This is a genomic window from Brotaphodocola sp., assembly GCF_983179755.1.
This window is the reverse complement of the sequence record NZ_CFAHBC010000015.1, coordinates 18,462-33,466: the sequence shown is the minus strand read 5'-3', so window position 1 is coordinate 33,466 and position 15,005 is coordinate 18,462. Positions and strand designations below refer to the sequence as shown.

Annotated in this window: 12 protein-coding genes; 6 read left to right on the top strand and 6 right to left on the bottom strand. The window is 46.6% G+C overall.

Annotation, left to right across the window (positions count from 1 at the left end; translation table 11 throughout):
• Positions 1 to 69: 69 nt before the first annotated feature.
• A complete protein-coding gene (locus tag AC4EVX_RS07310) occupies positions 70 to 1,746 on the top strand; it encodes an ABC transporter substrate-binding protein (RefSeq protein WP_177976975.1) in 1,677 nt (558 codons plus the stop codon).
• 16 nt (positions 1,747 to 1,762) lie between these two features.
• Positions 1,763 to 2,701: a S66 peptidase family protein gene (locus tag AC4EVX_RS07305; protein ID WP_490159880.1), complete on the top strand. Its 939-nt coding sequence runs from the start codon at positions 1,763 to 1,765 to the stop codon at positions 2,699 to 2,701.
• 293 nt (positions 2,702 to 2,994) lie between these two features.
• On the opposite strand, the gene AC4EVX_RS07300 is transcribed toward AC4EVX_RS07305, so the two are convergent.
• Both AC4EVX_RS07300 and AC4EVX_RS07295 read right to left on the bottom strand, forming a co-directional pair.
• Positions 2,995 to 4,308, bottom strand: coding sequence for an SLC13 family permease (locus AC4EVX_RS07300; RefSeq protein WP_177976976.1), 1,314 nt, complete (start codon positions 4,306 to 4,308; stop codon positions 2,995 to 2,997).
• 15 nt (positions 4,309 to 4,323) lie between these two features.
• A complete protein-coding gene (locus AC4EVX_RS07295) occupies positions 4,324 to 5,478 on the bottom strand; it encodes a PrpF domain-containing protein (RefSeq protein WP_177976977.1) in 1,155 nt (384 codons plus the stop codon).
• Between the two features lie 417 nt (positions 5,479 to 5,895).
• Here AC4EVX_RS07295 and AC4EVX_RS07290 point away from each other — a divergent pair, with 417 nt between their 5' ends.
• Positions 5,896 to 6,804 carry a LysR family transcriptional regulator gene (locus AC4EVX_RS07290; protein ID WP_490159879.1) on the top strand — a complete coding sequence of 303 codons (909 nt, stop codon included), beginning with the start codon at positions 5,896 to 5,898 and terminating at the stop codon, positions 6,802 to 6,804.
• Positions 6,805 to 6,905: 101 nt separating this feature from the next.
• On the opposite strand, the gene AC4EVX_RS07285 is transcribed toward AC4EVX_RS07290, so the two are convergent.
• The 3 genes from AC4EVX_RS07285 to AC4EVX_RS07275 all read right to left on the bottom strand — a co-directional run bounded on the left by AC4EVX_RS07285 (position 6,906) and on the right by AC4EVX_RS07275 (position 10,478).
• Positions 6,906 to 8,111: an amidohydrolase gene (locus tag AC4EVX_RS07285; protein ID WP_177976979.1), complete on the bottom strand. Its 1,206-nt coding sequence runs from the start codon at positions 8,109 to 8,111 to the stop codon at positions 6,906 to 6,908.
• A 94-nt stretch (positions 8,112 to 8,205) separates the two neighbouring features.
• Complete coding sequence (alr, locus tag AC4EVX_RS07280; protein WP_177976980.1) at positions 8,206 to 9,351, bottom strand: alanine racemase; 1,146 nt, start codon at positions 9,349 to 9,351, stop codon at positions 8,206 to 8,208.
• Between the two features lie 206 nt (positions 9,352 to 9,557).
• Entirely contained in the window at positions 9,558 to 10,478 is a 921-nt protein-coding gene (locus AC4EVX_RS07275) for a LysR family transcriptional regulator (protein WP_490159878.1), read from the bottom strand.
• Between the two features lie 242 nt (positions 10,479 to 10,720).
• Between AC4EVX_RS07275 and AC4EVX_RS07270 the strand changes: the two genes are divergently transcribed.
• A complete protein-coding gene (locus AC4EVX_RS07270) occupies positions 10,721 to 11,584 on the top strand; it encodes a DUF6282 family protein (RefSeq protein WP_177976982.1) in 864 nt (287 codons plus the stop codon).
• Between the two features lie 14 nt (positions 11,585 to 11,598).
• On the top strand, positions 11,599 to 12,912 hold the full coding sequence (locus AC4EVX_RS07265; protein ID WP_490159877.1) for an SLC13 family permease: 1,314 nt from the start codon (positions 11,599 to 11,601) through the stop codon (positions 12,910 to 12,912).
• A 131-nt stretch (positions 12,913 to 13,043) separates the two neighbouring features.
• Here the strand turns inward: AC4EVX_RS07265 and AC4EVX_RS07260 are convergent, their stop codons facing one another.
• Positions 13,044 to 13,649: a 50S ribosomal protein L25 gene (locus tag AC4EVX_RS07260; RefSeq protein WP_177976984.1), complete on the bottom strand. Its 606-nt coding sequence runs from the start codon at positions 13,647 to 13,649 to the stop codon at positions 13,044 to 13,046.
• A gap of 418 nt (positions 13,650 to 14,067) precedes the next feature.
• On the opposite strand from AC4EVX_RS07260, the gene AC4EVX_RS07255 reads away from it, so the two are divergent.
• Positions 14,068 to 14,799 (top strand): TIGR01906 family membrane protein, encoded by a 732-nt coding sequence (locus AC4EVX_RS07255; RefSeq protein ID WP_490159890.1) that lies wholly within the window; start codon positions 14,068 to 14,070, stop codon positions 14,797 to 14,799.
• Positions 14,800 to 15,005 lie beyond the last annotated feature (206 nt).

Below are 15,005 nucleotides of genomic sequence, written 5' to 3'. Positions count from 1 at the left end.
ACGGAAACTCATAAATCATTCATTACAAATCATGCCGGAAAAATCCGGTAAATCAAGGAGGTTACGATTATGAAAAAAAGTCTGTGTGCACTTCTCTTCAGTGTGGCAATGGCAACTGCACTGACCGGCTGTGGCGGTAACTCAAACTCTGGTTCCGCGTCCTCCGCCGGTGGTACCGAAACATCCGCTTCTGCTTCTGCCGGAACCGATTCCTCCGCAGACGGAAAAGTTCTCAAGTACGTCATGTCAAAAGAGCCGGAAACTCTTGATCCGAACATGAACAACTACTCCACCTCTTCCTCCGTCCTTCAGAACCTCTTCACCGGTCTGATGCAGGTTGGCGCAGATGGAAAACTGATCAATGGCTGTGCAGAAAAGTATGAAGTCAGCGATGACGGTCTGACTTACACGTTCACACTCCGCGATGGTCTGAAATGGTCTGATGGTTCTGACCTGACCGCAGGCGATTTCGAGTATGCATGGAAGCGTGCTCTGAATCCTGAGACCGCATCCCCGGGCGTTGCTTATCTCTACTATGTAAAGAATGGACAGGCTTACAACGAGGGAAATGCAACCGAAGATGAGGTTGGCGTCAAGGCAGTCGATGACAAGACTCTTGAGGTTACGCTTGAGAATCCGACCGCTTACTTCCCGGATCTGACCGCTGTAACTGTATACTTCCCGACGAAGAAGGATGTCGTTGAGAATTCTATCCCGTGGACAAAATCCGCTGACACCTATGTCTGCAACGGTGCTTTCCGTCTGAAGGAGATTAATCCGCAGGAGAGCTACATCCTTGAGAAAAACCCGGAATACTATGATGCAGAGAATGTCAAGCTCGACGGTGTTGACATCATCTTCATCGAGTCCGCAGAGGCTGCTCTCTCCGCTTACAATGCCGGTGAGGTTGATGTCCTCGACAACGCAGTTCTCGGAACTCAGGCTCGTAGCCAGTACGATGGAAGCGATGAGCTTCAGTCCTACGATCTGATCGGAACCCGTTACTATGACTTCAACTGCTCCAAGGAATATCTGTCTGATGCCCGCGTGAGAAAAGCTCTCTCCATGGCTCTGAACCGCGAAGTCATCACCCAGACGATCGAGGCTTCCAAGCCGGAACCGGCTTACGCTTTCGTTCCTCACGGAATCACTTACGAGGGTTCTGATAAGGACTTCCGCGACACCGTCGGTGATCTGTTTGAGGAGAATGTTGACGAGGCAAAGGAGCTGATGGCTGAGGCAGGATATCCGAACGGCGAAGGTTTCCCGACCCTGACTCTGATCACACAGAACGATCAGGAGCAGAAGGATATGGCTCAGGCCATGCAGGCAATGTGGAAAGACAACCTCGGTGTCAATGCAGAGATCACAACCTACGAGTCCAAGGTATACTGGGATGAGCAGAGAAACGGAAACTTTGATATCTGCTACGATGGCTGGGTAGGCGACTATCCGGACGCAAGCACGAACCTTGAGTGCTTCACCCTGACAAAGAATGACTATCAGTGCCGTTGGCTCAACGATGATGCTCAGAAGTATAACGACATGCTGATGGAGGCAAGAAGCCTTGCAGACAACACAAAGAGAATGGAGCTCTTCACCGATGCAGAGAAACTGCTGATCGATGAGATGCCAATCATTCCGCTCAACTATCGTAATGCACAGCTCCTTGTAAAGCCGAACTGCCAGAACGTTCTGAAGACTTACATCGGACACACCCTGCTGAAATACGCAGACAAAGAATAATTTCGGAGGCATACCTATGATCGTTTTTCCATCTCCATTAAAGCCGGGCGATACCATCGGTCTTATCGCTCCGTCTTTTCCGATCAAAGAGGAAGAATTAAAAGACTGTATCGCCCTTCTTGAGGCGATGGGATACCACGTTAAGGTTGGAGGAGAGCTCGCAAAGCTCTCCAACTTCCACAACTATCTCGCTGGCGAAGCAAAGAAGCGCGCTGATGACATCAACGCGATGTTCGCAGACCCGGAGGTGAACGCCATCTTCTGTGTGCGTGGCGGATACGGAAGCTCGCAGATCATGGAATTTCTTGATTTCGATGTGATCCGCGCAAATCCCAAGATTTTCGTCGGATACAGCGACATCACAAACATCCTGTCTGCTCTTCAGATGTATGGAAACCTCGTCGCCTTCCACGGACCGATGGTCTGCTCCAATATGAGAAAGCATTTCGATGCATACACGAAAGAGAGCTTCTTTAAGGCGCTGAATCTCGGTGAGGAACCGATCAGCTTCACGAATCCACCGGACGAGGACGGTTTTCACACGATTAACCCTGGAACTGCGTCGGGTATGCTCGCCGGCGGAAATGTCTCACTTCTCGGCAGAGCCTGTGGAACCTTCTATCAGCTTGAGACCGCCGGAAAAATCCTCTTCCTTGAGGACGTTGAGGAGTCCATCCCGTCGCTCGACATGTATCTGACGCAGATGCGGATGACTGGTCTTTTCCAGAATGTAGCCGGAATTCTCCTCGGAGATTTCACCGACTGCACGAATGACCGCTACGATGGAAGTTACAAGATTGATGAATTTCTTCAGGACTGGTTCGGAAAACTCTCCGTTCCGGTTATGAGCCACATCCGCTCCGGTCACAGCAAACCGATGGGAACTCTCCCGATGGGAACGCTCTGCCGGATGGATGCAGACAAGAAAACGATTACGTTTGAGAAGTTTCGATAGGGACACACCCGAATCATATATCTGAATAAAATAAATCATATATTCAGAGTTACCATGATTCAACAGAACTTTAATTTAAGATCATTTCAGATTTTTCACAAGACACAAGAGCTCCTTCGACAGAACAGGGCATGCAAACACGCTTTCGCTCCGGGTTCGACGTAATGGTTCATAAGACTGCAAACTACGCAGTCTAAACACCAACGTCTCACACGGGTTTGCATTGCTCTTTCTGTCTCCGGAGCTTTTTTTCTGATCTTACATGAGTGTTATATCAATGTATCAGTCGTTTTTTACAGGAATAAACCGCCGAGACTGAACACTCCAACGACTGCCATCAGAACATTAATTAATACGTTTCCAACAGACAGCAGGAACAGCGTATAGAACATCTTGTTCATCTCCTCGGTTGTCGTCTCTCTCGCTGCGGAATAGGAGGACATGATGATCGCTCCACCTGTGGAAAGCGGGCTGATTGCTGCTGCAAAAGAAGTTGCGGTAATTGCAGAAATCAGTTCCACATAATTGACTCCGGCAAATCTCTGGCAGATCTCTGCAGAAATCGGATACAGAGTCGGCATCACGACTGCGGTTGTCGAGCTTACCCAGGAAAGAATTCCTGATGTTGCTGCCATGATCGGAGCTGCGGTACGCGCCGTCATGAAAGAAGCCAGCGTATCGGAAATCAGATCAATTCCGCCCATCACACTGATCATATTTACCAGAACCCCCACTCCGCAGATCATAATCAAAGTTCCCCACGGAATGCTCTTGATTGCCTTCTTCTCATCGGCACAGCCAAGCAGAATCAGCACAGCTGCCATGACGAAAGCGAAAAGACCGGTATCGAGTTTAAATCCGATACAACAGATAACCATAATCACAATCGAAGCCATCGTGATCTGCTGTTTCCGATTGAACTTCGGAATTTCAGAGAGTTTCATCGGATTGTCCGCTTTTACTTTATATCCTTTATACAGAATATAGACAACCAGAGTAAATACAAATCCCGACAGAAGCGTGCTCAGAAACAGATGAAGAGAAAATCCGTCATATCCGAGCGGAGTGGAGAGTTCTTTTGCAAGAATTCCCGTCAGGGACAGCGGAGATGCACAACCCGCATTTGCTCCAAGTTTTGCGTACAGAGCAGTCGCCATCGGATTGATATCCAGCTCAAGTGCCAGATAGACGGCGAATGTCGTCATCAGAATACCTGCTGCGATATGACCCGGACCGATTGCGGAAATAAATGCGGACAGGAAGAACATCAACACCGGAATCAGGTAGGTTCTCTTTCCGACAAGTGCTACAATCTTCTTGGAAAACAGATCAAGCGTGCCATTCTGGGAAGCCATTCCAAACAGAAACGTGACTCCGACCAACGTTACAAACATGGAACTTGAAAAACCTTTCGTCACATCACTTGCCTTTAATGCACGCATCGCTTCGCCCGCAGGAACCTGAAAATCGACCGCCATGCCAAGAAGCATCAGCAGAAATGCTGCACCGATTGAGAAAAATCCAATATTAATTTTTTTGATAAATCCAACTGCAATGACTGCTACCAGTACCAACAAAGAAATCTGTGGCAGAAACTCTCTGATCATTCTCCTCTTCCCCCTTTATCTTCTGACCATCGCTACGCCTTCCATGAGAAGGTTTGCCGTGCGAAAACCAAATGTATCCTCAATCACAGGCTCATCATCCTTTTTCTGGTAATCCACCCCACATTCCAGAATTCCTCCCGGATGACCAATGCGGATAAACTGTGTATCCACATTCGGATTTAATACCTGCTGTACCACACTTCCCGGAACCACAGCGGCACCTGCCGTACACATCGCCCCTGTCATCGCATAACTCGGATGTGTCTTCTGCATGGACATCATTCTTGAGAGAAGATCAATCTGGTCTTTCTCGATTTTCGTCCCATCTGAAGTCACATACGTTTCCGGTTCTGCGACAAAGGTCATTTTCGGAATTCCCGGTGTCTCCCAGGCTGATTTCGTGTAATCTTCAATCAACCCAAGTTTGACTGCGGAAAGTCCCCGGATCGTCTCAAGAAGATTCAATTTTTCTTCATCGGCATTCAGCTCATCCGGAAGTTCTTTTCCAGTAAGACCTAAATCTTTTGCTTTCACAAACACAAGCGGATTTGCTGCGTCTACAATGGAAACTTCAACCTTACCGTATCCCGGAACCTCCAAAATGTCAACTGCATGTCCGGTCGGCAAAAGTCCGTGTCCAAGAGTTCCTGCCGGATCAATAAATTTCAGACGGATCGGGGAAGCACTTCCCGGAACCCCGGCAATCTGAAAATCTCCGTCGTAAACGACAGCTCCCTCTCTCGTCTGCACATCTTCAGAAATAATTTTATCCGTGTTTGTGTTATAAATCCGGACGCTCGTCGTTTTCCCGTCCCCTTTTACCAGACCTTTCTCAATTGCAAACGGTCCGACTCCCGAGGAGATATTTCCGCAGTTTCCCTTGTAGCTGACGATCGGCTTGTCCACAGACACCTGTGCAAATGTGTAATCCACATCGGCATCTTCCCGCTTCGACACCCCGACAATCGCAACCTTGCTCGTCACGGACTGAGAACCGCCAAGTCCATCAATCTGTTTCTTGTCCGGACTCCCCATCATTCTCAGAAGAAGCTCATCCCATTCTCCACGATCCTCTGGCATGTCCTTCTCCAAAATATACACTCCCTTGCTTGTTCCGCCTCTCATGATTGTGACTGGAATCTTCGTCACATTCGACTGTTCTCCCCACATGAAATCCTCGCTCCCCTTCCATTCTCTTTCCTGTCCATCAGATTAATCTCTATTTCCTTTATTCACCGGCGTTGATTTCATTATAGGGAATGTTTTTATCTTTGTACAATTCATTGTTTTTATTTAAATTATAGTTTGAAAGAATAGTTTTTTGCATTTTTTCTGTTCTTCTCACATTTCCCCCGCATTTTTCACGGATTTTCAGCGAAAAGGATGTGGTCAAAATTCATATTTTTTATTATTTTCATAGTTTTTATGCATAATAGTAAAACAGGAGCTCACAGAATTTTTTTTTAAAATAGAATCTCGCTCTCAAATATGCTACATTTGTATTGTTCAAATAATGGTGGCAGTTCCATCATTCATCTTCACTCACACTACACAACATATTACATATAACACATAACGGGGGATTTTATGGATTTCAAAGATTTATCATACGTTCTTGCGATTGCAAAATATCAGAATATCACAAAAGCAGCCAATGCACTGTATATCACTCAGCCGACGCTGACAAAGTTTCTCCAAAATTTGGAGTCCGATCTCGGTCAGAAACTTTTCCGTAAACTCGGTCATCGCTTCGTCCTGACCTACGCCGGAGAACGATACGTCGCAAAGGCAACTGAAATTTTAAACTTAAAAAAAGAGCTGGATCAGGAGATGGGAGACATCATCAAGGACAATCACGGTTCTCTCAAGATTGCCTTTCCTACCATGCGCGGAACCTACATGCTTCCCTGCACGCTCCCGATTTTCAACTCTCTCTACCCAAACGTTCAGCTCAATATTTTAGAATCACACTCCAATCAGCTCGAGAGCATGATTCTGAACGGAGAGAGCGATCTCGCTTTTTTTAATCTTCCGATCAAAAGCCCTGATATTGACTACGAAATCATCAGCCACGAAGAGGTTCTTCTGATCATGCCCGACCATCACCCTCTCGCTGAAAAAGGAGTCCATCGGGATGGATGCAAATTTTCATGGATGGACATGAACCTGATGAGAGAGGAAAAATTTATTCTGCAAATTCCGGGACAGCGGACGAGACAAACCGTCGATCACCTCTTCAAGGAAAGTGGATTTACACCAAACATCAAGCTCCAGACTGCCAACATTCCGGCTATGATTCAGCTCGTCGCAAAGGGATACGGATGTGGGTTTGTCACCGAAACTCACTTAAAACACATTCAGCCACCGCCATCGGTTGTGCGCTTCTCTGTCGGAAATCCCTGCACAACCGTGGACTTTGTCGCCGCCTATCGGCGTGGCAGTTATCTTCCCTACCACGCGAAAGAATATATCAGCATCGTGAAAAATTTTACCTGATTTTTTATTCAGGTCGACACTCACAAAGACCTGGCGCGTGATTCTGGTCAGCTCTGCCGACATCTTCCAATCAGACAGAATCACTGCACATTCTCGCGGTTTTATCTGGTCAGAAGCTTCAGCACAAGCTCCGTCTGCATCCGCACTCCAATCGGAAGACAGCGCTCATCAAGATCAAAATGATCGCTGTGCAGAGGAGCTGTGATTCCCCGCTCTTTGTTTGCGCATCCCAGATGATAGAAGGCACCCGGTGCTTTCTCTAAGAAAAACGAGAAATCCTCAACGCCGAGACTCGGAAATTCTTTCTCGTGAACGTGCTCCTTTCCGAGAATTTCTGACGCTGTCTCTGCGATGAGATCCACGATCTCACTCGTGTTGATCAAAGCCGCATATCCCGGGACAACTTTAAGCCCTCCGCTTCCACCAAAGCCCTCGCAGATGCACTCGACCTGACGGCGGATCGTGTCGATGCAGAACTGTCTCGTCTGCGGATCGGTCGTTCGGAGTGTTCCGGTCAGCTCGACCTCTCCGGCGACGATATTTCCGGCTGTTCCTCCCTGAATCTTTCCGAGTGTGAAAACCGCATTGTTCAGTGGGGACACATTTCGACTCACAAGGCTCTGGAGCGCGTTGATGACTGTCGCTGACATCACGATCGCATCAACGCCCGTCTCCGGATAAGCGCCATGACAGCTCTTTCCGTGGATATAAATGTGAATCTCATCTGAGGATGCATTCAACTTTCCATGACGGACCTCGATCTCGCCGACCTCATACGTCGGCATCACATGAAGACCGAGCACATAGTCGACTTTCGGATTCTCCATGCATCCCGCCTTGACCATGCGGTCGGCACCTCCGATCGTCTCCTCCGCCGGCTGGAAGAAGACTTTCACACATCCGCTCCACTCGTCCTCATGCTCCTTGAGAAGTTTTACCGTTCCGAGCGCAATCGTCATGTGTGCATCATGACCGCACGCATGCATGACTCCCGGATTCTTCGAGCAGTAGGTTCTCGATGGGTCTTCATTTAACGGAAGCGCATCGATGTCAGCGCGCAGTCCGATCGTATTTCCCTTCTTCCCGTTATCGGCTACCGCCTTCTTTCCTTCGAGCTTTGCGACGATTCCCGTATCTGCAACCGGAAACTCATACGAGATTCCCCACTGATCGAGGTACTCCCGAATCTTTTCCCCAGTCCAGTGCTCGTTTGTCCCCAGTTCCGGATGCTGATGAAATGTCCGGCGAATCTGCGTCAATTCCTCCTGCTTTTCTTCGATATGTTCCAGCTGATCTCTGATTGTCATCTTTCTCCCTCAACTTTCTGCTGTCATCCTGTTGTCTTTTCCGTTGTTCTTATTCACCGTTCACGTTGACTTCGGCACTCAATATTTCTTAATTTCATTTATTCATACCCTGATCTCCATGCGTGTAGATTCTTGGAGAACGCCGTGTCAGGCGAGATACAATCTCATTCTTGTTCGTCCCTGCGAGCGTGCTGACCTCCTGCACATCCGGCGTGTTCTCACTTCCATCGCCGTAAATGATGACCTCATCCCCGATCTGCGCCTCCGGAACATCCTTCAAGTCGACCATACACTGATCCATGCAGATCACACCGACAATCGGAACCCGTTTTCCGTGAATCGTCACGATTCCTTTTCCGCGAAGGTTTCTTGGGTATCCGTCCGCATAGCCGAACGGCAGAGTTCCAATCCTTGTGTCCTCCGGTGTTGTCCACAGGAAATCATAGCTGACTCCCTCTCCCTTTTTCAGCTCCGAAATATGGCTGATTCTCGTCTTAAATGTCAGAGCCTGACGAATATCAAGCTGACCCTTGTGGAAGCCTTTCAAACCGTAAATAATCGCGCCTGCGCGGATCATATCCATGCGGTACTCCGGATAGTCGACCGAAGCGATGCTGTCCGCAATATGGCGGTACTTAAAACGGCAGTTCTCTTTTTCAAGCGCATTGAGAACTTTCGTAAAGCGCGCAAACTGCTCCTTGTTCGACTCATCATCTTTCAGAACGAGATGCGTGTAAATTCCCTCCGCCTCGATCCACGGCAGACGGCAGACGCTCACAATCTCTTTTATGCCGTTTTCTGTATCCGGAAAACCCAGTCGATGAAAACCTGTATCGAGCTTGATATGAATAACTGCCTTCTTTCCGCGCTTATGCGCCAGTTCATTTAAAATCTCTGCCTGATGAAGCGTGTCGATTGTCTGGATAATCCCATAATCTGCGACGACAGAGAGCAGACGATCCGGCGTCAGTCCCATAATCAGAACCGGATAATCCGGGTATGCCTCTTTGAGTTCAATCGCCTCCGAAAGCGTTGCAACCGCCAACAGGGTTGCGCCGTTTTCCATCAGCGTTTTTGCAATCCCCACTGCGCCATGACCGTACCCGTCCGCCTTGACAACGCCCGCAACCGCAGTTTTCTCTCCCACCATCGCTTTAATTGCTCTCATATTTCCGGCAATCCGATCGAGATCCACCTCAATCACCGTATCTCTCAAAATCATTTCTTCGTCTTTCTTCATTCTTCTTTATGCTCCTGTTTCCTGAGAAGACTGGCGATCCTCCATCTGTCAATGAGGAGTCATCCTCCCTGAGTTATTTAATGTGCTCTCGAAATCTCACAGTTCTGGTATCATTATAAAACTTTACACTGAAATTTCAATTTGCTTTTGTTTTCTCATACTTGCAGAGGAAATCCGAAGAAAGTTTCGACAAAATTTATAGTTCATCAATCATTCGATAAAATTTTCAAGAGAACCTCCTGCAAGGCCAACGCTGCCTTGGAATGATATCGTCCCGGCGGAAGCGCTGTCGCCAATTTTATAGAGGCAAGATCTGCTCCCAGAGATAGAAATTTGGCATCCCGGAAATAATGACGCGAACTGTAATAAGTAAAGGCAAGTCCATGACCGGCGGCAGCCAGAGCAGAGGCCATCAGCGCCGTGAGAGACTCATTGCAGGTAATCGGCTGGAGTCCGTTTCTGTTGAAAATATGGCGGGCTTCCCGACCAAGAATCGTATCATAATCACTCAAGAAAAATTCATATGGAATCGCATCTGCCAGATCTACATATTGCGGAATCCGGGAAATTTTTTTTCCTGTCGGTGCAAATTTTTTAGCCTTTTTCAAGATGGGATGATTTTCATGGGCAATCAGACAAATCTCATCATTCATGACAAAGGTCGGCTGAAGTCTGCTATCTGAAACAGGAAGCACCAACAAGGCGAGATCAATCTCTCCATTCAGCAACATCTGCTCGAGGATCATAGAATTTTGTTCCACAATTTTCACCCGAATCCCCGGATAATCCAGCTTAAACGCATTCAATACCGGTGGAAGCAGGTACGAACCGCGAAAACCGCTGATTCCAAGAATAACGCTTCCGCTTTTTAGTTCTTTGAGATCCTGAATTTCGTCCTGCGTTCGGTGATATTCCGCCAATGTGGCATACGCATATTTCACCATAATATTTCCCGCTTCCGTCAGACGCACACCTTTGGACGTCCGGACAAACAATTTGCTGTCCAAATTACTTTCCATCGTCTGCAAAAATTGACTCAGACTGGACTGTGCCATATAGAGTCGGTCGGCAGCTTTTGAGATACTCTTCTCTTCCGCAATCGCAATCAGATAATTTAATTCTTTCATTTCCAAAATAGCTTCTCCTCTTGTTCCCGGCTTTTATTCTCAGTTCCTATCATTTTTGCAGGATACCACTCTCTTATAACGCTCTTGCAATCCCATTTTCGCAAGATATGAGATCGGTTTTTCCGATAGGAAGTATAACATATTTTGCCTTTTCCTGCTATCAAAAAGCATTTACAATAAACGTGCTTAAGCAAATGAGACTCAAAAAGTAACACAATCAAGACAGAAAAAGAGGGAAATGTATGGGAAAAGTATCTTTGCAGGGTGTATGCGATATGCATGTGCATACAAATCCAGATTTAAGATTAAGAGCCTACGATGACTTTGAATTGGCGGATGCCGCTATCCGCGTGGGGGCAAAAGCCATCGTAATCAAATCGCATCTCGGTTTTACCGTCAACCGTGCTTATTTGACAAATCAGTATGTAAAACGTGTATACGGAGAGAACACCGGATTTACAATGTACGGCGGTGTTGTCATGAACAAGGTAGTGGGTGGCATCAATCCCGAAGCCGTAGAAAAGGGATTAAAACTCGGAGCGAAAGAGATCTGGCTTCCCACCCAGTCCGCAAAACGCCATCTCGAAAAAATGGGACAGAATCCGGCAAACGGAATTGAGCTGGTGCGGGATGGAAAAGTCGTGCCGGAACTGAATGACGTCTTCCGCTTAATCAAAGATTACGATGTGGTGCTCGGCACTGCACACGTTTCTCCGGAAGAAGCGTTTGTAATCATTGAATCGGCAAGAAATGCCGGGGTGAAAAAAATTGTTGTAACACATCCGGAATGGTGGGTGGTCGACATGAGTATCGACGACCAGATCCGCCTGGTAAAAGATTACGATGTCATTCTCGAACGTTGCTATGCTCAGAATATGGGCGGTGGCAAATATAAGAGCAATCTTCCGGACAATCTGGATCTCATTCATGCCGTTGGATATGAACATGTGATGGTCGATACAGATGGTGGTCAGACTGAAAATCCTCACTGGGAACTGGCTCTCGAAGAATATATGCAGTACCTTGTAGATCATGGAATTCCAGAAGAACAGGTTTATCATATGACAAAAACGATTCCATACAGACTTCTTGGAATTGAAGAATAGGGGAGGGAAACGCAATGTTGAGTGTAGCGATTATTCTAGCGATTGCACTGGCAATCTTTTTGGGGTACAAAACGAAAATCAATACGGGACTTTTCTGTATCGTATTCGCCTATATCATCGGCTGTTTCGTCATGGGGTTAAAACCAAAGCAGGTGATCGGTTACTGGCCAACCAGCACAATGTTTGTAATTTTATCTGTATCTTTGTTCTATAATTTTGCAGCGATCAACGGAACTTTGGAAAAAATGTCAGGAGCTCTTTTATATACGTGCCGAACCTTCCCGGGTCTTCTGCCGTATGCACTTCTCGCAGTGGCAATCATTCTCTCTGTTATGGGTGCAACTTACTTTACTGTACTGGCATTTCTCGCACCGATCACTCTGGTGATCTGCGATGAGTCCAAGATGGATAAATTAACCGGCGCAGTTGCAATCAACTGTGGCGCACTGGCAGGTGGAAACTTCCCGACCTCAAACCTCGGTGTCATTTTCCGTGGTCTGGCAGATACGGCATTTGAAGCCTCTCCTGATGTAACCGCAGTAGAAACCTTCGGCATGGAAATGAAAATCTTTCTTTTCTCCGTGCTGTTCTCTCTGATTCTTGTCACAATTTTCCGCTTTGGTTTTAAGGAAAACCGCAACATCGGAAAAGGCGTTACCTTCAAAAAACCAGATGCATTTACGAAAGATCAGAAAACAACTCTGACCCTGATGATGCTTATGATGGTCATCGTTTTAATCTTCCCGCTTTTGCAGGTTCTGATGCCTGGAAATTCTGCAATCAAATACATCAGCAGTAAAGTAGATGTCGGTCTTGTTGCAATTATTTTTGCAGTGATTGCTTTGTTATTAAAACTGGCACCGCAGAAAGAAGCAATGGCAAGAATTCCGTGGAACACGATTGTCATGATCGCAGGTGCTGGTATGCTGATTGCAGTTGCCGTAGAAGCCGGAACGATCGACGAGCTGTCCACCTGGATTGGTTCCAATGTTCCAAAACCTCTGGTGCCAATCGCATTCAGCATTGTCGGCGCAATCATGAGTTTCTTCAGCTCCACGACAGGCGTCGTTGCCCCGGCACTGTTCCCGCTGATTCCAAATCTGGCTGCATCCGCAGGCTTGAGTTCCTCTGCACTTTTTGCATGTACCGTAATCGGTGCGCAGTCCAGTGCCATCAGCCCATTTTCCTCCGGTGGTTCCTTAATCCTTGGATCAACTCCGAAGGAGGAAGATCGAAATATGCTGTTCAATCGTCTTTTGATGGTAGCCGTTCCGATCAGTGTCATCTCTGGAGCCATTTATAATTTTGCACTTGCAATGATTTTATAAGCACCAACATTTTCTTATCTTGTCGATATATCTTGATATACATATACAACACATAAAAACGGAAGCAGGACACAGCTTGCGCTATCTCCTGCTTCCGTTTTTTCATTCAAACCGACACTCACAAAGTTATTTTACTTTGATGCCTTGGCATCCTTTTCGTCGCCGTCTGCTTCCTCATCATCCGGAACGTCTGCGCTCTTAGGAGCAACAACCGATACAACAACAGCCTCCGGATCGGTCTTCAGATGAATGTTCTTATTGCTTGCGATCGGCAGATCTGCAACTTTCAGAACATCTCCCGGCTTCATATCGCCGACATCAATCTCAACCGTCTCAATCATCTCTGACGGTACTGCCTTATAAGAAATCTCTTCAAGAATCAGCTCTACGACTCCGCCGACAACCTTTGCCTCATTCTTCAGAACAACCTCTGCAACAGAATGAACAGCCTCGCCGCTTACAAGTGCCTGGAAATCAATCTCTTCAAGCTGACCCTTTACCGGATTGTAATCAATCTCTTTTACCAGAACATCCATCTGCTCACCATCGACATCCAGCATGATCTGACTGCCTTTCTTCTTTGTCTTGAACAGACGCTCTGCATCTTTCTTCTCAATCTTAACCGGGATAGAACCCTTGATTGCATGGCCAAATACGTTTCCGGTCACATAACCTTCTCTTCTCAGTCTCTTTGCCTTTGTTGACATGTCTCTTTTCTCAGCCTTTAAAGTATCCATATTATCTATTCCTCCAAAATACTGATAGTCCGCAGACCTGCCATTTCATTTCTGCAATGGTATGTGTCTCTGTTTCCTGTCTCTTTCTTGTTACGTCTGTATTATAACACACAATCACAGAAAAGATTTACCAAAAGGTAATTTTTTTCTGTGAGATTTTCCGCTATTTTTTCTGTCCTGATTTTCTCTTTGTTGAATTTTTCTGTATTCTCTTTTCAAAAATTTGTCACTGTTTATGCATTGCAAAATTTCCTCCCCGTGTACCGTAACAACTTCTTTACTTTTCCCTCTCAAAACATTAAAATGAAATCCATAACTGTACACGAAAATTCGTGTACAACTGTGCTCTAAAGTTCCAGAGCGTCTTTGATGTGCAGAGCAAATAAAATATAAAAGAAAGGACACGATTTTAATTATGATGAAAATTCTTCACAGCGCTCTCGGCATCATCTTTGCCTTTGCGCTGATGTTCACTCTTCTCATCACTTCCGTGGAAGTCGTCACCTACTGGACTCCCGGTTACTACGAGAACGAATATGAAAAATATGATGTGTTAGACGATGTTCATATGGAAATGGATGACCTTCTCGACGTCACCCATGAAATGATGGCATATCTGCGGGGAAATCGCGCGGATCTTCATGTTCCGACGATCGTAAATGGTCAGCCCCGGGAATTCTTTAACGAGAGGGAAATCGCCCATATGGAGGATGTGCGCGGGCTCTTTCTCGGTGCGATTGCCCTGCGCCGGATCTGTCTCGTTTTGATGGCGGTCTGCCTTGCACTTCTCTTTGCATTAAAGGCAAATGTGCGCAAGGTACTTCCTCAGACAGTCTGTGTCGGAACTATTTTGTTTTTCATCGTTCTGGCAGTCCTCGCAGGTATCATCTCCACAGATTTTAATAAGTACTTTATTATTTTTCACCATATTTTCTTTAACAATGACCTGTGGATGCTCGACCCGAATACCGACCTTTTGATCAACATTGTGCCGGAACCATTTTTCATGGATACTGCCGGTCGAATCGCGATCACCTATGCGATCAGCGTTGTCGCTGTCTTTGCGGGCTGTGCCGGATGGCTGATCCATTTAAAGCATTTGCCTTTGAAAAATTTAACTAAATACGGGCAGGATACTCCGGCCTCTTAGGTCGGGGATGGTTACTGTACACGGGTAGGCATTTTCTGAACTGAAAATGCCGTATGATACAGTGGTGGTAGCAGATTTTGCCGATTTGGAATGCGAAGCATCGGCAAAATCCGTTGCTGTTTGCGCAATGCGTGAACAGCAACCGGGGAGGAATGCCCGCTACACCTCGCTTTCTTGAATTCTAGATTCTTAGTAAAATATATGAT

Bases quoted from the DNA above. Each gene is read 5' to 3' on its own strand.
- alr (WP_177976980.1), bottom strand. From the start codon at position 9,351: ATGAAGAAAGACGAAGAAATGATTTTGAGAGATACGGTGATTGAGGTG.
- AC4EVX_RS07285 (WP_177976979.1), bottom strand. From the start codon at position 8,111: ATGACAATCAGAGATCAGCTGGAACATATCGAAGAAAAGCAGGAGGAA.
- AC4EVX_RS07295 (WP_177976977.1), bottom strand. From the start codon at position 5,478: ATGTGGGGAGAACAGTCGAATGTGACGAAGATTCCAGTCACAATCATG.
- AC4EVX_RS07265 (WP_490159877.1), top strand. From the start codon at position 11,599: ATGTTGAGTGTAGCGATTATTCTAGCGATTGCACTGGCAATCTTTTTG.
- AC4EVX_RS07290 (WP_490159879.1), top strand. From the start codon at position 5,896: ATGGATTTCAAAGATTTATCATACGTTCTTGCGATTGCAAAATATCAG.
- AC4EVX_RS07275 (WP_490159878.1), bottom strand. From the start codon at position 10,478: ATGAAAGAATTAAATTATCTGATTGCGATTGCGGAAGAGAAGAGTATC.
- AC4EVX_RS07260 (WP_177976984.1), bottom strand. From the start codon at position 13,649: ATGGATACTTTAAAGGCTGAGAAAAGAGACATGTCAACAAAGGCAAAG.
- AC4EVX_RS07270 (WP_177976982.1), top strand. From the start codon at position 10,721: ATGGGAAAAGTATCTTTGCAGGGTGTATGCGATATGCATGTGCATACA.
- AC4EVX_RS07310 (WP_177976975.1), top strand. From the start codon at position 70: ATGAAAAAAAGTCTGTGTGCACTTCTCTTCAGTGTGGCAATGGCAACT.
- AC4EVX_RS07305 (WP_490159880.1), top strand. From the start codon at position 1,763: ATGATCGTTTTTCCATCTCCATTAAAGCCGGGCGATACCATCGGTCTT.
- AC4EVX_RS07300 (WP_177976976.1), bottom strand. From the start codon at position 4,308: ATGATCAGAGAGTTTCTGCCACAGATTTCTTTGTTGGTACTGGTAGCA.
- AC4EVX_RS07255 (WP_490159890.1), top strand. From the start codon at position 14,068: ATGAAAATTCTTCACAGCGCTCTCGGCATCATCTTTGCCTTTGCGCTG.